This window comes from Streptomyces sp. HNM0575, from assembly GCF_012726265.1.
In the GTDB taxonomy this organism is placed as follows: Bacteria; Actinomycetota; Actinomycetes; order Streptomycetales; family Streptomycetaceae; genus Streptomyces.
In genome coordinates, this window is record NZ_JAASAG010000004.1 from 286,366 (window position 1) to 306,784 (window position 20,419).

The 20,419-nt window shown below is 72.0% G+C and carries 21 protein-coding genes; 7 read left to right on the plus strand and 14 right to left on the minus strand.

Annotated features, from left to right (window positions below):
* Positions 1-22 precede the first annotated feature (22 nt).
* Positions 23-1,324 carry an FAD-dependent oxidoreductase gene (locus HCC61_RS12530; protein WP_169135466.1) on the minus strand — a complete coding sequence of 434 codons (1,302 nt, stop codon included), beginning with the start codon at positions 1,322-1,324 and terminating at the stop codon, positions 23-25.
* A 135-nt stretch (positions 1,325-1,459) separates the two neighbouring features.
* Here HCC61_RS12530 and HCC61_RS12535 point away from each other — a divergent pair, with 135 nt between their 5' ends.
* Positions 1,460-2,107 carry a TetR/AcrR family transcriptional regulator gene (locus HCC61_RS12535; protein ID WP_169135467.1) on the plus strand — a complete coding sequence of 216 codons (648 nt, stop codon included), beginning with the start codon at positions 1,460-1,462 and terminating at the stop codon, positions 2,105-2,107.
* 72 nt (positions 2,108-2,179) lie between these two features.
* Here HCC61_RS12535 and HCC61_RS12540 read toward each other — a convergent pair whose 3' ends face one another.
* The 7 genes from HCC61_RS12540 to HCC61_RS12570 all read right to left on the minus strand — a co-directional run bounded on the left by HCC61_RS12540 (position 2,180) and on the right by HCC61_RS12570 (position 8,553).
* Entirely contained in the window at positions 2,180-2,617 is a 438-nt protein-coding gene (locus tag HCC61_RS12540) for a hypothetical protein (protein WP_169135688.1), read from the minus strand.
* 120 nt (positions 2,618-2,737) lie between these two features.
* The gene (locus HCC61_RS12545; protein WP_169135689.1) at positions 2,738-3,424 is read right to left on the minus strand and encodes a uracil-DNA glycosylase; all 687 of its coding nucleotides are present in this window, start codon (positions 3,422-3,424) and stop codon (positions 2,738-2,740) included.
* A gap of 136 nt (positions 3,425-3,560) precedes the next feature.
* Positions 3,561-5,153, minus strand: a complete 1,593-nt coding sequence (locus HCC61_RS12550) for an ABC transporter substrate-binding protein (protein WP_169135468.1) — start codon at positions 5,151-5,153, stop codon at positions 3,561-3,563.
* A 322-nt stretch (positions 5,154-5,475) separates the two neighbouring features.
* A complete protein-coding gene (locus tag HCC61_RS12555; protein WP_169135469.1) occupies positions 5,476-6,264 on the minus strand; it encodes an SDR family oxidoreductase in 789 nt (262 codons plus the stop codon).
* A 17-nt stretch (positions 6,265-6,281) separates the two neighbouring features.
* A complete protein-coding gene (gene fabG, locus HCC61_RS12560; RefSeq protein WP_169135470.1) occupies positions 6,282-7,043 on the minus strand; it encodes a 3-oxoacyl-ACP reductase FabG in 762 nt (253 codons plus the stop codon).
* Positions 7,044-7,240: 197 nt separating this feature from the next.
* A complete protein-coding gene (locus HCC61_RS12565; RefSeq protein WP_169135690.1) occupies positions 7,241-7,609 on the minus strand; it encodes a DUF3037 domain-containing protein in 369 nt (122 codons plus the stop codon).
* A gap of 101 nt (positions 7,610-7,710) precedes the next feature.
* Positions 7,711-8,553, minus strand: coding sequence for a HipA family kinase (locus HCC61_RS12570; RefSeq protein WP_169135471.1), 843 nt, complete (start codon positions 8,551-8,553; stop codon positions 7,711-7,713).
* A gap of 207 nt (positions 8,554-8,760) precedes the next feature.
* Here HCC61_RS12570 and HCC61_RS12575 point away from each other — a divergent pair, with 207 nt between their 5' ends.
* A complete protein-coding gene (locus HCC61_RS12575; RefSeq protein ID WP_169135472.1) occupies positions 8,761-9,210 on the plus strand; it encodes a Rieske (2Fe-2S) protein in 450 nt (149 codons plus the stop codon).
* Positions 9,211-9,444: 234 nt separating this feature from the next.
* Here HCC61_RS12575 and HCC61_RS12580 read toward each other — a convergent pair whose 3' ends face one another.
* Complete coding sequence (locus tag HCC61_RS12580; RefSeq protein WP_169135473.1) at positions 9,445-10,776, minus strand: aminotransferase class I/II-fold pyridoxal phosphate-dependent enzyme; 1,332 nt, start codon at positions 10,774-10,776, stop codon at positions 9,445-9,447.
* Between the two features lie 73 nt (positions 10,777-10,849).
* Here HCC61_RS12580 and HCC61_RS12585 point away from each other — a divergent pair, with 73 nt between their 5' ends.
* Positions 10,850-11,548: a pyridoxamine 5'-phosphate oxidase family protein gene (locus HCC61_RS12585; RefSeq protein ID WP_206322395.1), complete on the plus strand. Its 699-nt coding sequence runs from the start codon at positions 10,850-10,852 to the stop codon at positions 11,546-11,548.
* A 113-nt stretch (positions 11,549-11,661) separates the two neighbouring features.
* Here the strand turns inward: HCC61_RS12585 and HCC61_RS12590 are convergent, their stop codons facing one another.
* The gene (locus tag HCC61_RS12590) at positions 11,662-12,771 is read right to left on the minus strand and encodes an EamA family transporter (protein WP_169135474.1); all 1,110 of its coding nucleotides are present in this window, start codon (positions 12,769-12,771) and stop codon (positions 11,662-11,664) included.
* Between the two features lie 55 nt (positions 12,772-12,826).
* On the minus strand, positions 12,827-13,384 hold the full coding sequence (locus HCC61_RS12595; RefSeq protein WP_346777157.1) for a Clp protease N-terminal domain-containing protein: 558 nt from the start codon (positions 13,382-13,384) through the stop codon (positions 12,827-12,829).
* A gap of 212 nt (positions 13,385-13,596) precedes the next feature.
* Between HCC61_RS12595 and HCC61_RS12600 the strand changes: the two genes are divergently transcribed.
* A complete protein-coding gene (locus HCC61_RS12600; protein ID WP_169135475.1) occupies positions 13,597-14,262 on the plus strand; it encodes a DUF4232 domain-containing protein in 666 nt (221 codons plus the stop codon).
* A gap of 214 nt (positions 14,263-14,476) precedes the next feature.
* On the opposite strand, the gene HCC61_RS12605 is transcribed toward HCC61_RS12600, so the two are convergent.
* Positions 14,477-15,130, minus strand: a complete 654-nt coding sequence (locus HCC61_RS12605; protein ID WP_169135476.1) for a PadR family transcriptional regulator — start codon at positions 15,128-15,130, stop codon at positions 14,477-14,479.
* Positions 15,131-15,308: 178 nt separating this feature from the next.
* Here HCC61_RS12605 and HCC61_RS12610 point away from each other — a divergent pair, with 178 nt between their 5' ends.
* Positions 15,309-16,163: a PhzF family phenazine biosynthesis protein gene (locus HCC61_RS12610; RefSeq protein ID WP_169135477.1), complete on the plus strand. Its 855-nt coding sequence runs from the start codon at positions 15,309-15,311 to the stop codon at positions 16,161-16,163.
* 118 nt (positions 16,164-16,281) lie between these two features.
* On the opposite strand, the gene HCC61_RS12615 is transcribed toward HCC61_RS12610, so the two are convergent.
* Together HCC61_RS12615 and HCC61_RS12620 are read right to left on the minus strand one after the other, a co-directional pair.
* Positions 16,282-17,088, minus strand: a complete 807-nt coding sequence (locus tag HCC61_RS12615; RefSeq protein ID WP_346777158.1) for a CPBP family intramembrane glutamic endopeptidase — start codon at positions 17,086-17,088, stop codon at positions 16,282-16,284.
* 153 nt (positions 17,089-17,241) lie between these two features.
* Positions 17,242-18,738: a glutamate--cysteine ligase gene (locus HCC61_RS12620; RefSeq protein ID WP_169135479.1), complete on the minus strand. Its 1,497-nt coding sequence runs from the start codon at positions 18,736-18,738 to the stop codon at positions 17,242-17,244.
* 499 nt (positions 18,739-19,237) lie between these two features.
* Here HCC61_RS12620 and HCC61_RS12625 point away from each other — a divergent pair, with 499 nt between their 5' ends.
* Entirely contained in the window at positions 19,238-19,861 is a 624-nt protein-coding gene (locus tag HCC61_RS12625) for a hypothetical protein (RefSeq protein WP_169135480.1), read from the plus strand.
* A 283-nt stretch (positions 19,862-20,144) separates the two neighbouring features.
* Positions 20,145-20,351: a DUF5999 family protein gene (locus HCC61_RS12630; RefSeq protein WP_169135481.1), complete on the plus strand. Its 207-nt coding sequence runs from the start codon at positions 20,145-20,147 to the stop codon at positions 20,349-20,351.
* The last annotated feature ends 68 nt before the right edge of the window (positions 20,352-20,419 follow it).

Sequence of the window (20,419 nt, forward strand, 5' to 3'; positions counted from 1 at the left end):
TCGCGGCCCGGGCACGACACCTTCAGCCGGAGCCCGGCCCGCCTTCCGCTCCGGTTCCGTCCGTCCGGGCTCCTTCCGTTCCGTCTCCGTCCGTCCCGGTCCCGGCGCTGCGCGCCGCGACGCTCCCGTCGTGACCCGGCGGGCTCCAGTCGGCGATCCCGTCCAGGGCGCGCAGCGCGAGGTGCGGCGCCAGCCGGTTCATCGCGGCCATGGCGGCATCGCGCAGAGCGCAGACGGGCGCGGAGGTGAGGGTGACGAGGCGTCCGACGCGCACGGCCCGCCGTACCACCTCGCTCGTACGCGGCAGCCGGTCACGGGTGTAGGCGGCCAGCGCCTCCGGGACATCCGCCCCCGGCGCGGCGTGGTGTGCGAGCACGATCGCGTCCTCCACGGCCTGGTTGCCGCCCTGTCCGAGGGTGGGCGGCATGGCGTGCGCGGCGTCGCCGAGCACGGCCACGCGCCCGCGGTGGAGAGCGGGAAGCGGCACGGCCGCCTCGAAGACGTCGTTGCGCAGCACGTCGTCCGGGCCGGCGGCGTCGAGGATCGCGGGCACCGGATCGTGCCAGGCACCGAACCGGCGCCGCAGTTCGGCGTGTTCGTCGTCGGGCGCCCGCTCCCCCTCCGGCGCGGCCGCGGCGGCGTAGGCGTAGACCCGTCCGTCGTGCAGCGGCTGCGTGCCCCACAGGACGCCGCGGCCCCATGTCTCGTGCGGTGCGTAGGCGACATCGGGCGCGGGAACGACGAGCCGCCACGCGGTGAACCCCGCGTACCGCGGAGCAGGGGCTCCCGGGAAGAGCGCCGAACGGGCCGCGGAGTGGACGCCGTCGGCCGCGACCACCAGCTCCGCTTCGTGCTCCAGCTCGCCGTGGCGTACGACAGCCGGACGGTCCGCTCCGCCCGGATCCGCGATCGCGGCGTCCGCGCCGGTGACCAACGCGCCCTCCGGCAGCCGGGATCGGAGCATCGAGACCAGTGTCGCCCGGTGCAGCAGTACGAACGGGCCACCGAAGCGTGCCGCGGCGGCGTCCTGGCTGGTACGGCACAGCCACCGCCCCGACGGGGTGCGCAGCCCGCCCTCCGCTTGCCATGCGCGCATCGATCTCACCGTGTCGCCGAGGCCGATGACGTCCAGCGCACGCAGCGAGTTGGGGGTCAGGCCGAGGCCCGCACCGACCGCCTCGATCGCGGGGGCCCGCTCGAGAACGGTGACCTGCCAGCCTTCGCGGTGCAGTGCGACCGCGGCGGTGAGACCACCGATGCCGCCGCCGATGACGAGGGCGCGCGGGCCGTCACCGTCGCCGGGGCGGGAGCCGGATCCGGGCATGGTGTGCTCTCCTTCGGTCTCCTTGGCCGCGGGGCGGACCGGCAGTCAGATGCACCGGCACCGCTCACTACATCCGTAGTCTACTACGCACGTAGTACGAGGGCCCCGGCGCGGGCCCGTCGTACATTTGCTGCCATGAACGCGGCCGCCCCCTCTTCCCCCTCCTCGCCACGAACTCCCCGGACTTCCCGGACTCCCCGCTCCGAGGTCGTCGCCGACGCCGCCATCGGTCTGCTCGTCCGCGGCGGCCTCCGAGCGCTGACGCACCGGGCGGTCGACGAGGCGGCCGGACTCCCGCAGGGCTCCACCTCGAACCACGCCCGCACCCGTGCGGCGCTGATCGAAACAGCAGTGCGGCGCCTGGCCGTACGGGAGTCGCAGGTGATCTCCCTGGAGGAGATGCCGGACGGAGAGGACACGGAGGCGCTGGCGGACGGTCTGGCCCTGGCGCTGCACCGCTATCTCACCCGCGACCCGTCGCTGCTCATCGCCCGCTACGAGCTGGCGCTGGAGATCACGCGCCGCCCGGAACTGCGTGAGACGTACGTGCGGACCGGGACCGCCGCCTTCCGTGAGCCGCTGGTCGCGATGCTCGGACGCGCCGGATCGGCGGATCCGGAACGGCACACCCTGTCACTGGTGGCCTGGTGCGACGGCATGCTCTTCTCGTGCACGGCGGGCTCGTACGTCAACGAGGTGCCCACCCGCAATCAACTGCGGACGTCGCTGCGGGAGTTGCTGCACGGCATGCTGGACGACTCGGCAAAGCACACGAAGCGCTGACGGCGAGCGAAGCGCACCGCCCGCCCGGCCCCCGCACACCCGACCCCGTACCCGCCGGGGCGGACGGGCGGATCACACACGGCCCAGCCGGCTCTCCAGCCGGCCCACGGCCGCCCTGATCCCCGCCCCGTACTCGTCGTCCGCGAGCGCGCCCAACGCGCCCCGCGCGCGCCGCAGTTCACGGCGGGCCGCGCCGCTGTCCCCCAGCTTCGCGTGGTCCGCGGCGAGGTTGAGGTACAGCGACGGATACAGGGAGCGCACCGCCGGCGAATGCTCTCCCCACTCCACCTCCTCCTCGGTGAGCGCGTCGGCCGCGGCGAGCGCCCGGAGGTCCCATTCGAGCTCGGAGCCGGGGTCGTCCTGGGTGTCCGCCATGTAGTGCGCGATGGTGCAGCGGCGGAAGAGGTCGCCCTCACCGCTGGTCTCGGACCACAGCAGCGCCAGGCGGTTCCTGGCCTCTTCGCGGTCGCCCGCGCGGTGAAGCATGATCGCCTGGCCGATGCGGACCATGAACCCGTCCGGGGACGTCTCCTGCTGCTGCTCCGTCACGGGACTCCTCCTTCACCGGGCGCGCCGAGTGCTGCCGTCACCTGCAACGACGACGCTAGCGGGCGGCACTGACATTCGCGCTCAGGCGCGGGCTCCGGCGTCCGGGATGCGCCAGTCGACGGGCGCGTGTCCCGCGGCGGCGACCGCTTCGTCGATCCGGCTGAAGGGCCGGGAGCCGAAGAACTTCTTCGCGGAGAGCGGGGAGGGGTGTGCGCCCTGCACGACCGTGTGCCTCGCGGTGTCGATCAGCGGGAGCTTCTTCCTGGCGTGGTTCCCCCAGAGCACGAAGACCGCGGGAGCCTCCCTGGCCGCGACGGCCCGGATCACCGCGTCGGTGAAGGTCTCCCAGCCCTTGCCCTTGTGGGAGTTGGCCTCCCCCGCGCGTACGGTCAGCACCGCGTTGAGCAGGAGCACGCCCTGCTCGGCCCACGGCATCAGATACCCGGTGCCGGGGACGGGATGGCCCAGGTCGTCGCGCAGCTCCTTGTAGATGTTGCGCAGCGACGGCGGGGTGCGGACGCCGGGCCGCACGGAGAAGCACAGGCCGTGCCCCTGCCCCTCCCCGTGGTACGGGTCCTGGCCGAGGATCAGCACCTTCACCCGCTCGTAGGGAGTGGCGTGCAGGGCCGCGAAGACCTCCTCGCGCGGCGGGTAGACGGGACCGCGCTCCCGCTCCTGCTCGACGAACTCGGCGAGCTCCTTGAAGTAGGGCTTGCCGGTCTCCTCGCCGAGGGCCTGCTGCCAGGAGTCCGGCAGCGTGCCCAGCATGTCGTTCAACTCTCCTACCTCCGCGGCGCCTTCGTACGTCGTCATTGCCGTCACGAACGTACCGGCTGCCACTGACAGAGAGGGGGTCCCGCCGGCAGCGCCGACGGGACCCCCTCTCGAAGCCGGGCGGGCGGGTCTACCAGCTGGACTTCTTGTGCAGCTCCCACATCCGCGGAAGCGTCGACGGGTCGAGCACCCACTCGACGCCCGCGACGTCCTTGAGCGAGGCCACGTACACACGGCCCTGCCACAGCGGCAGCAGCCGCGCGTCCTTCGCGATGAGCTTCTGCGCGCGGGTGAAGGCGCGGCTGGCGGTGGCGCGGTTGCTCTCCTTGCGCGACTTCGGCAGCAGGTCCTCGGTGATCTCGGAGTTCTCGTACGGCGTGCCGAGGGCGTTGTTCTTGCCGACGAAGGGCGCGACGTAGTTGTCGGCGTCGGGGAAGTCGGGGAACCAACCGCGCCCGAAGACCGGGTACTTGCCCTTGCTGTAGCCCTCGACGAACTCGGACCAGGGACGGCCCTTGACGGTGACGTCGAAGAGGCCCGACTTGTTCAGCTGGCGCTTCAGCTCGGCGAAGGTCTCACCCGTCGTGGAGCCGTAGCGGTCCGTGGTGTACCACAGCTTCAGCGGGACCTTCTTGTTGATGCCCGCGTCGCGGAGGGTGCTCGCCGCCTTGTTGCGGTCGGGCTCGCCGTAGCGGTCGTAGTAGGCGCTGGTGTGGCCCGTGATACCGCCGGGGACCATGGAGTACAGCGGGTCGGTCGTGCGGTTGTAGACGTTGCGCACGAGCGCCTTGCGGTCGATCAGTTCGGCAATGGCCTTGCGCACGGCGGGATTTCCCGCCATGGGGTCCTTGGGGTTGAAGACGAGATAGCTGATCTCGGAGCCGAGAAGCTCGGTCAGCTCGACTTGCTGGTCGCCGTTCGCCTGTGCCTTCTGGAATCCGCTGACCTGATCGGGAGTCAGTCCGCGGTAGGCGACGTCGATCTTCTTGTCCTTGAGCGCCTTCACCATCTTCCCGGAGTCCTGGAAGTACTCGATGGTGACGACGTCGTTCTTGGGCTCCGCGGGACCGCGGTAGCCGTTGTACCGCGTCAGCTCCGCCTTCTTGCCCTTGGTGTACGACTTCAGCGAGTACGGTCCGGAACCCACGAGCTTGTCGCCCTTGCGCAGCTTCTTCGCCGGGTAGGTCTCCGGGTCGACGATCGCGGTGGCCGGGGTGGCGAGGATGAACGGGAAGGTGGCGTCGGACTTCTTCAGATGGAAGACGACCGTCCGCTTGTCCGGTGCCTCCACGCGGTCCAGGCTCCCCATCAGCCCGAGCGGGCCGGACTTGGCCTTGATCGTCATGACGCGGTCGATCGAGTGCTTGACGGCCTGGGAGTCGAGCGGGTTCCCGTTGGAGAACTTCAGCCCGTCCCGCAGCGTGCAGCGGTAGACGCGGCTCGCGGAGTCGGTGAAGCCGCAGCGCTTGGCCGCGTCGGGCTCCGGGGAGGAGCTGCTGCTCGGGAAGGACAGCAGCGTCTGGAAGACGTTCTTGTACAGCTCCCACGAACCGTCCCAGGCCGCCGCCGGGTCGAGGGTGCTGGGGGCGCTGGTCGTACCCGTGACGATCTCGCGGCGCTTTGCCTCGGCGTCGTCACCCGACATCGAACTGCACCCGGCGACCATGGACGTCGCTATGACGACGGTCGCTGCGATCCTCAGAGGTCCGTTCCGGTCGAACACCTGCGAGCTCCTCAGTCGGCGGGGCCACTACTGCCGATGCAGTTACGAAAGGGAAATGCCGTCGGCCGGTCAATGCGTTGCTTGCGCTTTCTTCACGCCGCCGTACGGAGTACGACGGCGCCCTACGCGGACCCGCTGGCCGAGAGGCGAGAGCGACCCTACCTCAGCACCGTCCCGTGGAACATGCAGAGGTCAACCATTCGTCAATTACCAACGAGACTCCTCACTTTCCGATGACAGCGGGTGCCGGTCCGACGACGGACCGGCACCCGAATTCGCGAGAAACGATCTGCTCGGCGATGTCCGCGGGGCGCGGAAATGCCTACTCGACTCCGGCGTTCAGCGCCAGCCCTCCGTCGACGACCAGAGTCTGACCCGTGATCCACGCCGAGTCGGGAGAAGTGAGGAAAGCGGCGGCACCGCCGATGTCCTCGGGCACACCGAGCCGGTGCATGGGATAGCGGGCGGACGCGTCCTCTTCCCGGCCCTCGTAGAGAGCGGCGGCGAACTTCGTCTTCACGACCGCCGGAGCCACCGCGTTGACCCGTACGCCCGGCGCGAACTCGTGCGCCAGCTGCTGTGTGAGATTGATCATGGCCGCCTTGCTCATGCCGTACGCGCCGATGAAGGGCGAGGCCGACATCCCGGCGATGGAGGCGATGTTGACGATCGTCCCGCCGTGGTCGCGCTGCCAGGCCGCCCAGGTCGACTGCGCGAAGCCCAGCGCGGAGACCACGTTGGTCTCGAACACCTTGCGGGCCACGCCCAGGTCGAGCTCGGCGATGGGGCCGAACACCGGGTTCGTACCTGCGTTGTTGACCAGGTGGTCGACCCTGCCGTAGGCCTCCATGACCTGCTCGACGGCCGTGCGCCGGTGCTCGTCGTCGTGCGCCTTGCCCGCGACGTACATCGCGCGCTGCGGTCCGAGCGCGGCGACGGCCTCCTTCAGGGCGTCCTCGTTGCGTCCCGTGACGCACACGCGGTGCCCGCGGGCGATCAGCGCCTCCGCGACCCCGTAGCCGATGCCGCGGCTGCCGCCGGTGACGATCGCGACCTCGCCGCTGTCCCGCACCTCGCCGCCGTCCTGCCGTACTGCCTCGTTCTGTGCCATCTTCCGCGACCCTCCGGTCAGTTGAGCGGGCCGCCGGCCACGTACAGGACCTGCCCGGAGACGAAGCCCGCCTGCTCGCCGCTGAAGAAGGCGATGGCGTTGGCGATGTCCTCGGGCCTGCCGACGCGCTGCACGGGGATCTGCGAGGCCGCGGCGGTCTGGAAGTCCTCGAAGCCCATGCCGACGCGCTCGGCGGTGGCGGCGGTCATGTCGGTGACGATGAAGCCGGGTGCGACGGCGTTGGCGGTGATGCCGAACTTGCCGAGCTCCTTGGCGAGGGTCTTGGTGAAGCCCTGCATTCCGGCCTTGGCCGCCGCGTAGTTGACCTGGCCGCGGTTGCCGAGGGCGGAGGACGAGGAGAGGTTCACGACGCGTCCGAACCCGGCGTCGACCATGTGCTTCTGACAGGCGCGGGACATCAGGAACGCACCGCGCAGGTGCACGTTCATGACCGTGTCCCAGTCGGCGTCGCTCATCTTGAACAGCAGGTTGTCCCGCAGCACGCCGGCGTTGTTCACGAGCACGGTGGGCGGCCCGAGTTCGTCGACGACGCGCGCCACGGCGGTCTCGACCTGCGCCGAGTCGGAGACGTCGCAGCCCACGGCGATCGCCTTGCCGCCCTCCGCTGTGATCTTCTCCACGGTCTCCTTGCAGGCCGACTCGTCGAGGTCGAGCACGGCTACGGCGCGGCCCTCGGCCGCGAGCCGTACCGCGGTGGCGGCGCCGATGCCCCGCGCCGCGCCGGTGACGATCGCGACGCGCTGGTCGGTGGTGGACATGCTGTATCTCCTCGCCCTGGATTCGTCGTGAGCCGCGTGGACGGCCGGTGTGCTGAGCAAGCGCTGCGGTGAGCACCGCCTCGGTGAGCTCTACTCGGTGAACTCCGCTTCGGTGAGCAACCGCTTAGTTTCTTGTGGCAGTCGTGACGCTATGAGCCGGGCCATCCGCTGTCAACGGGTGCCCGCGCACATGAGATTCACCGCACGAGCAGTTCGAGCAGCCGCTCGGCCTCCGCCTCCGGGTCACAGGTCAGGCCGGTGTGCACCGGTCCGGGCTGAACCACGGTGCTGCGGGGTGCGACCAGCCGCCGGAAGCGGCTGCCCGGCGGCTCGGCCGCCGCCTGGCCCGCGGCGACGCCTCCGGCGCAGACCGCCTCCGCGGCGTCCAGCGCTCCCCGCACACCGTCCAGATCGGCCCGCGGGTCGAGCGCGAGCAGCCGTGCCTCGTCCAGGTGCGTACGGGCCACGACGAACGACCGGGCGCGGCAGTAGACGACGACGCCCGCGTTCATCGTCTCGCCGCGTTCGACGCGCGGCACCACGCGCAGCAGCGCGTACTCGAACACCTCGCGCCCGGCGCGGGCGTCACCGCCGGGGCAGGGGCGGGGCTCCGCTTCGCCGCTCGCGCCTGCGCCGGTCCCGGCGTCCGGCGTGCCCGTGCCGCCGCTCACGGCCGCGCCGCCCGCTGGTCGCGCTGCCTGAGCGGCCGGCCGCCGGTGAGCCAGCCGGGCGCCCGTGAGGGGCCGTCCGCAGTCGGTGCGCCGAGGGTGATGCGCTCGTTCAGTGCGGGGACCCGCCCGGAGAGCGTCCGTACGTACGCGTCACGCACCTCGCCGGGACCGGCGAAGCCGGGCTCGTCCGTCAGCCACTCGTCGGGGATCTCGGCCGCGCACTCCGCGAGCAGGCCGTCCGTCACGAGCGGCCCCAACTCCGCCTGCGCCGCGGCCACATCAGGGCCGAAGGGCGCGAGCACGTGATCCGACGCGTCGTACGGTCTGCCCGAAGACGCCTGTGCGGAGGGCCAGTTGTGGTGCCAGATCATGCTCGCCCCGTGGTCGATGAGCCACATGTCACCGTGCCACACCAGCAGATTGGTGTTGCGCCAGGAACGGTCGACGTTGCCGACGAGCGCGTCGAACCACACCACCCGGCCCGCCTCGGCCGCGCTCACGCCGAACGTCTGCGGCTCCAGGCCCAGGGAGCCCGGCAGGAAGTCCATGCCGAGATTGAGTCCGCCGCTGCCCTTCAGCAGCGCCTGCACCTCCTCGTCCGGCTCGCTCAGCCCGATGACGGGATCGAGCTGGATGCGCACGAGCTCGGGGACGCGCAGACCGAGGCGCTGGGCGAGCCTGCCGGCGAGGACTTCGGCCACCAGCGTCTTGCGGCCCTGTCCGGCGCCGGTGAACTTCATGACGTAGGTGCCCAGGTCGTCCGCCTCGACGATCCCCGGCAGCGAACCGCCCTCCCTCAGCGGGGTGACGTAACGGGTGGCGGTGACTTCGCGGAGCATCCGCTCAGGCTAGCCGCCGGACGGGAACGCTCGGTGCTGCCGCTGCCCGGACGGTCGCACATCGTAAGCGACCCGGTCACAGCCGCGAGGCCGCTCCCGGCGCAATTGGTCTTTCTTGACAAAGCCCTTCGCGGCTGACGGGCTGCTGTGCAGGATTCGCAGGGCAGAGGCAACGCGTGCAGCCCCCGACAGAACAGGATCTTCCCCATGACAGCATCGACCACCCGTAGGTCCGTGCTCGCCGCCGCCGGCGCCGCCTCGGCCGCAGTGGCTCTCGCAGCGTGCGGCTCCGAGAGCGCAGACGGTTCCGGAGGCGACGAGAACGCCGGTGGCGACAGCGGCAGCGAAGGCGGTGGCGGCGCGAAGGGCGAGCTGGGCAAGGCCTCCGACATCCCCGAGGGCGGCGGCATGATCTTCAAGGAGCAGAAGGTCGTCGTGACACGGCCCAGCGGCTCCGAGTACAAGGCCTTCTCCGCGACCTGCACGCACAAGGGCTGCTCGGTCTCCGAGGTCAAGGGCGGCACCATCATCTGCCCTTGCCACGAGAGCAAGTTCGACATCACCGACGGCAGCGTCAAGGGCGGTCCCGCGACCAAGCCGCTCCCCCCGGCGAAGGTCTCCGTCAAGAACGGCACGATCCACCTCGCCGAGGGCTGAGACCGCGGCATATGAGGGCTGAGGCCGCGGGGTGCGGTGTACGGACGCGAGCATCACACCCCCGCGGCGCCCCGCCGGCTCCCAAGCCGCTCCCGCAGACCCGCCCCTGCCGCGGCGGCTCGGTTCACAACGCCCTCTCGTACGGCGCGTGTTGGAGCGCGCCAGTAGTCGCCCCCTGACGCAGCGCCGCCGGCCGTAGCGCCCATGCCGTGGCCCATGTCGTAGCCCCGCGCGTCAGTCGTAGCGCCGCCCCACGCCCGTACGCAGAGCCCCTGCGACCGCCGCGGCCAGTTCCCCGGCGGACTCCACCGTCAGCGGCGAGACGGTCAGCCGCACCCCGGGCGGCGACGCCAGCCGGAAGCGCGCTCCCGGAGCGACGGCCCAGCCCTTGTGCAGCAGGCGCGCGACGGCGCCGGTCTCGTCCGGCACGGGCACCCACACGTTCATCCCGCTGCGCCCGTGCGCCTCGACCCCTCGCGCGGCGAGCGCGTCGACGAGCGCGTCCCGGCGCCTTCCGTAGGAACGGGAGACCACGGCGACGTCGACGGCCTCCGACTCCCACAGATGCAGCACGGCGTCCTGGAGGAGACGGCTGACCCAGCCGGGGCCGAGAAGCTGGCGCCCGCGCAGCCGGTCCAGCGTGACCGCGTCCCCGGTGACGACGGCAAGCCGCAGATCCGGCCCGTACGCCTTGGCGGTGGAGCGGACCACGGCCCAGCGATCCGTATGACCCGCAAGGGTGTTGAGCGGCTCGTCGACGATGCCGTGCCCGTGGTCGTCCTCGATCAGCAGGGTGCCGGGATGCCCGGCGAGCACTTCTCGCAGCATGGCGGCGCGACCGGCGCTCACCGCCGCTCCGGTCGGGTTCTGCGCCCGCGCGGTGACGATCAGGGCCCGCGCGCCCTGGCGCAGCGCGCGCTCGGTCTCTCCGGGAAGGGGGCCCTCGTCGTCGACCGCCACGGGCACGGTCCGCAGCCCGAGCGCGGGAACCAGATCGAGCAGGCTCCCCCACCCCGGGTCCTCGACGGCGACGGCGTCGCCCGGGCGCAGATGCGCCGCGAGCACGCGCTCTATGGCGTCGAGCGCACCCGAGGTCACCGCCAACGGCCCGTCCGGCACGCCGTCTTCGTCCAGGCGGCGGCGCGCTTCGGCGGAGAGCCGTTCGCTGACGGCGGGGTCGCCGTAGAGCGTGGCGCGGCGGGCGGCGTTCTCCGCTGCGGACGCCAGCGCGGAGTGCAGCGGCGGCAGCAGTCCGGTGTCGGGGTTGCCGGTGGAGATGTCCACGCACCCCTCGGGCACCTCGGCACGGATCGCCTCGCGCGGCGTACTGGCCGGACGCTCCCGCACTCGGCTGCCCCGGCGGCCGGCCGTCTCGATGACACCGCGCTCGCGCAGGCTCCGGTAGGCGGCGGCGACGGTATTGGCGTTCACCGCCAGGTCTTGCGCCAACTCCCGCAGGGGCGGCAGCAGTTGACCCGGGCGCAGAGCGCCGTCGCGCACGCCGCTCTCGACGCTCGCTGCGATCTCAGCTGCGCGCCGCCCCTCGATCCGATATTCTCCTAGCACAAAACAGATTCTGCACTAGTACAAAATACCGCGCAAGCAGCGAGAAGCCCGCCCGAGCGCAAGGGAGAGTTCCTTGGCCCACACCGTGCCGTCCCCCGGCCCCTCCCCCGACACCTACGCGCGCACGGAGCGCAGCGTCCCGACCCGGCACCGCGAACGCGCCTCGTACGACCGCGAGTCGGTGCACTCGATCCTCGACGAGGACTACATCTGCCATCTCGGCTTCGTGCGCGACGGTGCGCCGGTCGTCCTGCCGACGCTGTACGCGCGGATCGGCGAGCGGCTGTATCTGCACGGGTCGACGGGCTCGCGCCCGCTGCGGCAGGCGGACGGCGAGGAGGGCCTGCCGGTCTGCCTCACGGTCACGCTGCTCGACGGGCTCGTCCTGGCCCGTTCCGCGTTCCACCACTCGCTGAACTACCGCTCCGTGATGGTGCACGGCACCGCGCACCGGCTGCCGGAGGGCCCCGAACTCACCGCCGCGCTGGACGTGTTGGTCGACAAGGTCGTGCCGGGCCGTGCGGCGGACTCCCGTCCGCCCGACGCCAGGGAGCTCGCGGCCACGGCGGTGCTCCGCCTCGACCTGGCCGAGGTGTCGGCGAAGGTGCGCCAGGGCGACCCGAGCGACGATCCGGAGGATCTCGCTCTGCCGCACTGGAGCGGTGTCGTGCCCGTCGCCCGGTCCTACGGCACGCCCGTGCCGAGCGCCGATCTCAAGCCGGGGACGCCGCTGCCCGGATATCTCGACGGGCGCTCGCAAGGGGGCAGTTGAGGCGGCGGGCCGCCGGCGGCCCCTGCTGAGCGGTGCCGCGTCGCGTCACGCCCGCATGGGCCCGTACGTGCCGGTTACGCGCCGGGCACGGCCCACGTCACGTACGGCCCACGTCACATACGGTCCTCGGCGGTGTCCGTAGGGAGGCCGCCGGCGACCTCCCCGCTCCCCCGGCCGCCGGCCGCGACCGGCTCGGCCTGCCCCTGCTTCGGCGCGGACCGCTGTGCGATGAACGCGCCGAGCAGCACGACCGCACCGCCCAAGAGCTGTACGGGGGCGAGGTGTTCGCCGAGGAGCACCCAGGCGAGCACCGTGGCGATGACGGCTTCGAGGCATGCGACCACACCGGCGACCTGCGGGGAGAGCCTGCGCACCGATACGACCCCGGTGAGATACGCGGCGACCGTCGCGACGAGCACGATCCACCCCAGCAGTACGGCCGCGGGCACGGACGTGCCGTCCATGGAGGCCGCACGGCCCAGCACGGACCACTTCATCTCCCAGGGCCTCGCGATCAGCGTGAGCACCGCGGCACCGGTCAGTAGCCCGTACGCGATCACGCCGAGCGGGTCGGAGGGACGGCGGCCGTCCGCACCGTCGCTGCCGTGGTCCGACAGCACGAAGTAGCCCACCTGGCAGCAGGCGGCACCGAGGGCGAGCAGCAGCCCCACGGCGTCGAGCGTCAGCCCGGCCCACACCCGCACCACGCACGCCAGTCCGCCGACGGCGAGCACCACTCCCACGCCCGCCGACCGGCTCACCGGACGCCGCTGTACGAACCGCACCCACCCGAGCACCAGCGCCGGCGCCAGATACTCGATGAGCAGCGCGACGCCGACCGGGATGCGGGAGAGCGCAGCGAAGTAGCACGCCTGCACACCGGCGACGGCCAGCAGCCCGAACCCCAGGAGCAGGCCCGGCCGTTCACGCACCAGCGCCCGGTGACGCCAGGCGAGCGGCAGCATGACGAGGGCCGCGCCGGCCACCCGCAGCCAGGTCACGTGCAGCGGTTCGAGACCGGCCTCGATGAGCGGTTTCGCGGCCGGGCCCGAACCGCCGAACGCGAAGGCGGAGACGAGCGCGAGCGTCAGCCCGAGACCGCGGCGACTACCGGGACCGTCACCGGGGCCGTTACCTCGGCCGTGAAGGGAACCGGGGCGGGGGCCCTGGCCGGGCCCGGCCGGCCCGCCTGCGGACGGGCCGAACTGCGAGGTGTCGTCCATGCGTTCATCATGGCAACGCCAGACAGGAGTGTCACCCCTGATACACCTGTCAGTCTCATGTCCGACGGCACGGATCCGGCGCCATGGCGGCGAGCCCGGCGGCGAGACCGGCGGCGAGACCCCGTACATCGACTCCGGCGGTACGCAGCACATCGGCCGCCCGGGAGTCCGCGTCCGAGGCGATGCCTGCGAACAGGTCGACACCCTCGGCCCGCACCGCGCCCCGCGCCGCGGCCCTCCCCAGCGCGACGTCCATCGCCGCCGCGGCGGCCGGCGACCAGCCGGGCAGGAGGACGGCACCCGCTCTCGCGGCGGTCCGGCGGCCGGTGCTCTCCACCGCTTCCTGCCAGCGCAGCCCGTAGCCGATGGAACGCTGCGCGAGGTAGCCGAGCAGCTTCGCCGTCTGCGGACCGCCACCGCCGAGGAACGCCCGTACCACCGGGTCCGATTCGAGGAGGCCGTGCAGGAGATGTGCGGTGTCCACCTGACGGTCGCCGCCCAGGGAGGCCCGCCGGCGCGCGGCTGCGACGACGGCGGCCAGCTGCTCGCTCAGCCGCTCCTCGATCAGCGCGCCGGGCGAACCGGCGGTCACTGGGGGCGTACTGGTGTCCACGGCACCACCGCATCACGCGCACATACCGGTACACATCCTCGCCGCGGGGCATATGCGAATACCCCGGGAGGTGTGAGCACGGCGGGCCGCCTCCTCCTTGAGGATGAGCCGCGACTCAGGGGCCGTCGAGTTGGGCATACAGGAACCGAATGCCCGGAACGTTGCGTCTTGTTCACCAACAGCCCCCCATACGGCAGCACTTGGAGATTCCCATGGGCGCACACCATGCACGCTCCGTTCTCGCCGCTCTCGCCCTCGGCGCCACCGTCACCGTCAGCGGATGCACCGCGGGCTCGGGCTCCTCCGCCAACTCGCCGGCGTCGGTACACGACGCGGGCTCCGGCACCCCGTCGTCACCGGGGTCGCAGGAGGCGGACCCCGGCGGCTCCCAGCCACCGCGCGCGCAGAGCGGTCAGGACGGCAGCGGCCGTCCCGGCGGATCCGGCAGCGGCGACGACCGCCCCCGGTGGTGCACGACGGACGCGCTGTCCGTCTCACTGAAACCGGGACAGCCGGCCGCCGGGAACCGCTACGCCGGTCTCGTCCTCACCAACTCCTCGTCGCACACGTGCCGTACGCAGGGTTGGCCCGGCCTCCAGCTGACCGGCGAGAACGGCGAGAAGATCCCCACGAAGGTCGTACGGGAGCACTCCACGCCCTCGCCCCAGCTGACACTCTCGCCGGGCGGGCAGGCTTCCGCGCGGCTGCACTGGACCGTCGTACCCGGCCAGGGCGACCCCGACGACGGCAGGTGCCCGGCCCCGGAGTCGGTGCGCGTGATCCCTCCGGACCAGCGCGCCTCGAAGTCGGCACCGTGGAACATGAACGAGGTGTGCGGCGCCGGGAAGCTGGACGTCCGGCCGCTGCTGCCCGGTTAGGACCCGACGGACCGAGCGCGCGCGAGCGCGACGACAGCAGAGCACGCGACCGGACGTCGGCCGGAGTCTGACGACGGTCGTCCGGTCGCACGAGGGCCGGCTCCCGGCCGGGCGCTTCACGCCCGGCGACGGCGAGCCGGCCCTCACGGCCCCACCCCGCCCGGACTCAGCCCTCTCGGGACCTAGTCCTCTCGGGACCCAGCCCTCTCGGGACTCAGTCCTCGTCGGCGAGGATCAGATAGAGCTTCTTACGGGCGTCGTTGACGACCCCGAGCGCCTTGTCGCGCTGCTCCTGTGTGCCGTTCGCCCACACCTGCTGGAAGGCGCTGACCAGACCGCCGCCGGCCTTGCGCACCTCACTGAGGGCCTCCCAGTCGATGCCGCGCCCGGCCTCCTCCCAAGGGGCCTCCGGACCGGCGTCCGCCTCCTCGCGGCCGGCGTCGGTGAGCGAGAAGAGGTTCTTGCCTCCCTCGCTGGCACTGCTGATCAGCCCCTCGTCCTCCAGCAGCTGGAGCGTCGGATAGACCGAGCCGGGGCTCGGCTTCCAGGCTCCGCCGCTGCGCTCCGCGATCTCCTGGATCATCTCGTAGCCGTGCATCGGGCGGTCCTTCAGCAGCGCCAGGATCGACGCACGCACATCGCCGCGCCGTGCCCTGCCACGCGGTCCACCGCGGCCGCCGCGCCCTCTGGGACCGAAGGGCGGCCCGTCCCCGAAGGGCGGTCCGAAGGGGCCGAAGGCCCTCCGCTCCGAGGGCCCGAATCCACCAGGGCCGAATCCGCCGGGACCGGGGCCACCCGGACCGGGACCGAAATGGCCGCGCCTGTGGCCGCGTCCGCGGCCGCCGAACTGCTGCTCTTCTTCACGCATGACGATATCCCTTCGATGATCTGTCTACGACAGACGTTGACTTGTCGTGATGGCTCAACGATATATCGGCGATGCTCGTATGGCAACACCCTTCCGCGATCGCTCGGTCACCCCCCGGTCCACCTGCGCCGCATTGGCCGTCGCCCGCGCCACCCGGTGTCCTTTAACGTCCCGGCCCATGAGGATCCGTACGGTCGATGCCTTCACCGCCCGCCCCTACCGCGGCAATCCGGCCGCCGTCGCGCTGCTGGACGGAGACGCCTTCCCGGCGGACGAACGCCTCCAGCGGATCGCCGGCGAGCTGAACCTCTCCGAGACCGCCTTCGCGCACCCGCTGCCCGGCGACGCGGAAGCGGACTGGGCGCTGCGCTGGTTCACGCCCGCCGCCGAGGTCGATCTGTGCGGTCACGCGACCCTCGCCACGGCTCACGTCCTGAACGAGGACGGCATCGGCGTCGGCACCGTCCGCTTCCGCACCCGCAGCGGTGTGCTCAGCGCCGCCGCACCCGGCGGCGCGATCACCCTGGACTTCCCGACGGCTCCGCTCACGCACCGCCCGGCGCCGCCGGGGCTCGCCGCGGCCCTCGGCACGGAGCCCGTCTCCGTGTACGACACGGGCCCGCTCGGAGACCTCCTCGTCGAGTTGACCGACGAGGAGACGCTGCGTGCCCTCGCCCCGGACAGCTCCGCCGTCCGCGGCCTGCCGCACCGCGGCGTCATCGTCACCGCGCTCGCCGGCCCGTCCCCGGACGGCGCCCGCGAAGACGGTGACGGCGAAACCGGCACGGGCCGCTACGACTACGTCTCCCGGATGTTCGCGCCGTCCGTCGGCATCCCGGAGGATCCGGTCACCGGCAGCGCGCACACGGCTCTCGCGCCGCTGTGGTCCGGCCGCCTCGGCCGTGACTCGCTGACGGGGCTCCAGTGCTCCGCGCGTACGGGCCTGGTACGTACGACGCTCCGCGGCGGGCGCACCGAACTGACCGGCGACGCGGTCACGGTGCTCGACGCGAAGCTGTGCGCCGGATGGTGAGGGCGACGCGTGACGGGGACGCGTGACGGGGGCGGGTGGCAGCAGCGGGTGGCAGCAGCGGGTGGCGGGGCGCCCGGCGGTCAGGTCGGGGCAGTGACCGCGGTGGCGTCCGCGGCCGTCAGGGCGTCGGCAGCCAGTCCACCTTGCCCGCGAGGAGCGCGTAGCCGGTGAAGGCGACGATGTCGATCAGCGCGTGCGCCACCACCAGCGGCCCCACGCGTCCCCAGCGCCGGTAGAGCAGTACGAAGACGAAGCCCATCGCCATGTTTCCCAGCAGCCCGCCGACGCCCTGGTAGAGGTGGTAAGAGCCGCGCAGCACCGCGCTCGCCGCGAGGGCCGGCCACGGAGACCAGTTCAACTGCCCCAGCCGGCGCAGCAGATAGCCGACGACGATCACCTCCTCCAGCACGGCGTTCTGCACCGCGGAGGCGACCAGCACCGGAATCCGCCACCACACGTGCGGCAGCGATTCGGGTACGACGGTCAGGTTGAAGCCGGTCTGAAGCGCCGCCAGGTACAGCGCCAGCCCGCTCCCGCCGATCGCTGCCGCCAGCACCGCCCCCCGTCCCAGGTCGAACGCGGGCCTGGCGCGGTCGAAGCCGATGGACCGCAGACCGCCCGCACCCTCGCGCGTGAGCAGATGCGCCACGAGCACCACCGGCACCAGCGCGGTCGCGATCCCGAACAGCTGCCACGCCAGGTCCAGCCACGGCCGGTCCGGAGCGCGCGATGTGTTCAGGCGTGCGGCGTGGTCGGCCAGGGCGCCCGAGGCGGTCAGCGAGCCGATGAAGCTGATCAGCGCCGAGACGGCGCTGGCACCGAGCGACAGCGCCAGGACCAGCAGCGTCTCCCGCCGCAGCGTCCCGGCCTGAAGCGTCCCCGCGGGCGCGGGGGACCGAGCGGGGTCGCTCGCTTGCGACTGCACACATGCCTCCAGTTCACCGGTCCGCGACAGCCGGGGACGTCCATAGCTTGCCGGACGGTGCGGCGGCATGCGAAGCGGGGGCGGTCGCCGTACGGCACCGGACGGGCCCGGCGCGGTGGCGCGGAGCGGCGGCCAGGTGGCCCCCGCCGCGCCCTACGACCACGTCGGCCAGGTGTGCACCGGCTCGCCCGTGCGCGCGAGTTCGCAGTAGCGCCGCGTGACCGCGGCGAGCGCCTTCTCCCGGTCGAGGCCGGCCTCGACGGCGCGGTGGTACGCGGACGCCTGCCACGACGCCCCGTTCACCCGGCGCCGGCAGCGCTCCTCGATGACGCCGAGGCAGCGCTCCCGGTCGCCTCGCTCGACGCCCCACGCCTCCAGCCCGGCGGCCGCCATCGGCAGCAGCTCCTCCTGTACGAGCCGCACCGCGGGCACCGTCGCGAGGCCGCCGGGACGTCCCGGGCGCGGCCAGGTCAGCTCGGCCTCGATGCCGTACCGGCAGGCCACCTCGAAGTTCGCGGAGGCCGCGCCGAACGGCAGGCGCGACCAGACCGGGCGCGGCTCGTCGGCGAGGCTGCGCACCAGCCCGTAGTAGAGCGCGGTGTTGGCGAGCACGTCCGTCACGGTCGGGCCGGCGGGCAGCACCCGGTTCTCCACGCGCAGATGGGGCACGCCGCCGGAGACCGCGTAGACCGGCCGGTTCCAGCGGTAGACGGTGCCGTTGTGCAGCACCAGCTCGGGCAGCCCGGGGGTGCCGCCCGCCCTCAGCACGCTGTGCGGGTCCTCGTCGTCGCAGATCGGAAGCAGCGACGGGAAGTAGCGGAGGTTCTCCTCGAAGAGGTCCTGGACCGAGCCGATCCACCGCTCCCCGAACCAGGTGCGCGGCCGTACGCCCTGAGCCCTCAGCTCGTCCGGCCGCGTGTCGGTCGCCTGGAGGAACAGCGGGATACGCGACTCCCGCCACAGCTCGCGCCCGAAGAGGAACGGTGAGTTGGCGCCCATCGCGATCTGCACGGCGGAGACCGCCTGCGAGGCGTTCCAGACGTCCGCGAAACGTTCCGGCGTCACCTGGAGGTGCAGCTGCACGGACGTGCACGCGGCCTCCGGCGCGATCGAAGCGGACCTGCGGGTGAGCCGCTCGACGCCCTCGATGTCGAGCACGACCTCCTCGCCCCGCGAGGCCATGATCTGGTCGTTGAGCAGGGTGTAGCGGTCGACCTCGGTGAGGTTGGAGGAGACCAGGTCCTCGTCGGTGAGAGTGGGCAGGATGCCGATCATCACGATGCCCGCGCCCTCTTCCTGGGCCTGCCGGTCCGCGTAGCCGAGCCCCGTGCGCAGCTCCTCGGCCAGCTGGTCGAAGACCCTGCCGGCCAGGCGGTGCGGCACGATGTTGACCTCGAGGTTGAACTGCCCGAGCTCCGTCTGGAAGTCCCGGCTGCCGATGCGCCGCAGCACCTCGGTGTTCATCATGCGGGGCATACCGTCGGCGTCCGCGAGGTTCAGCTCGATCTCGAGGCCCATGAGGTTGCGGGGGCGCTCGAACCGTCCCTCGTCCAGGAGCACCCTGAACGCCTCCAGGCAATCCTTCAGTTTCCGCCTGTACCGATGCCGAGCGGACAGGTCGAACCCGTCGGAGACGACCTTCTCACCCATCGGGGCGTCCCTCCTCGATACGGCCGCGTGGTGTCAGCCATGATGCCCGTGGAACCTGCCGCTAACGCCTTCACGACCTGCCCTTACCCGGGTGCCGGTAACCCCTCACCCCGGCCTCCGGCGGCACGTTCCGGAGGCATACGGCAGCCGTCCAAGACCGGGCGCACAGTCCTTGTGGGAAACGCAGACAGGATCCGGCCGACCACGGAACGCGGATCCGTCCAGGCGGCGAGGACGGGCTCTGTGCAACAAGTGGTCAAGTACCGCGCATTACCGGCCTGATACAACCTTGTTTCCGCAATCGAGACCGGTTAGCGGAAATAGAGATGTAGCACCCTTCGTATAAACTCCTGCACAAGCTGAGACGCGGTATCACGGGACCGCCCCGTGCCCGCAGTCGACGCCCTGCCGCTGCACCGCAGCCCTCCTCCGCAGACAGTGCTGTCCGCACCCCACCCAGAGCACCACGTGTCTCTCCAGTGAGAGGTGGCGATCGACCATGCCGCTGCACGTCCCCTCCGCCCCGGCTCCCGCGTCCCGCAGCGTTCTCGCGGCCCTCCGCTCACCGGCGTCCGTGCCCGGTGGGCGTACGCCGCTCGCCGCGGACGGCGGCACGGGCCCCTCGCTGGAGATCGAACTGCCGCTGCCGGTCCACGAGTTGGCGGCGGACGCTCCCCAAGCGGCCGCCCCCTGCACGAGGCTGACGGGCTGGCGCTTCCTGCTGCGGGAGGCGGGCTCGCCCGCCGGTTCCCCCGCCGTCGGCGCCGCGGAGACGCTCCTCACCTCCGACGGCTGGGCCTTCGCCTACTTCTGCGGCGGACCGTATGTCGCCTCGTCCCAACGGGCCCTGCTCCAGGCGGAGTCGCTGCCCGGGCTCCACCAGCCGCGCCTGCTGTCCGTGCCCCGGCGGTACATGCTCACGCTGTGGCTGCACGGGGACGCCACCGCGGACATCGCGGAGGGCGGCCCGCTGCCCGCGGACGTGCTGATCCCCCTCGCGCCCGCTCCCCCGGGCATCGCGGCGCACGTGCCGCACCGGGCGGACGCGCTGCTGCCGCTGCTGACCGGGCGCTCGGCGGCGACGCCCGCCGGGACGACTCCCCTGCTGAGCAGCGGGGCGTGAGCGTGCTGCGGTACGGTTCGCGATGCCTCCCGGGGCGCCGTTCGCGGTGATCCCGGCCCTTCCCGGTGCCACTGATACGGCGAATCACCCGCCGACGCGAGACAGTTGGCGGCAACCACTCGCACGGGTGACGCGTCTGTCCTGGTTGAGGAGCGGTGACACGAAATCCCTGCGGAATCTCCTCCGCGGGGGAACACTGGGACGGACAGAACGGGGGGCGGCAATGAATACCGTCACGAGCCGCAGCACGGACACGACGACACAACGGAAGACGACAGCGACAATGTGCCAGCACCAGCCACCTTGCCCGACAGCCGACTCCGCCGACCGGGAGGCCGCGCACCCCGTGGCCCACTTCCCGGAGCAGGGCTGGAGCCTGCTGTGCAACGGTGTCCTGCTCTTCGAGGACACGGGCGAGCTCCTGCCGGACGGCAAGATCATCGACCCGCACCGTCCCATCGACAGCCGCAACATCACCACCGCCGCCTGAGCGGCACCGATTGAGCGGCCAACTGCCAGGGCCGGCCCGGTGATTCATCCACCGAACCGGCCCTGACC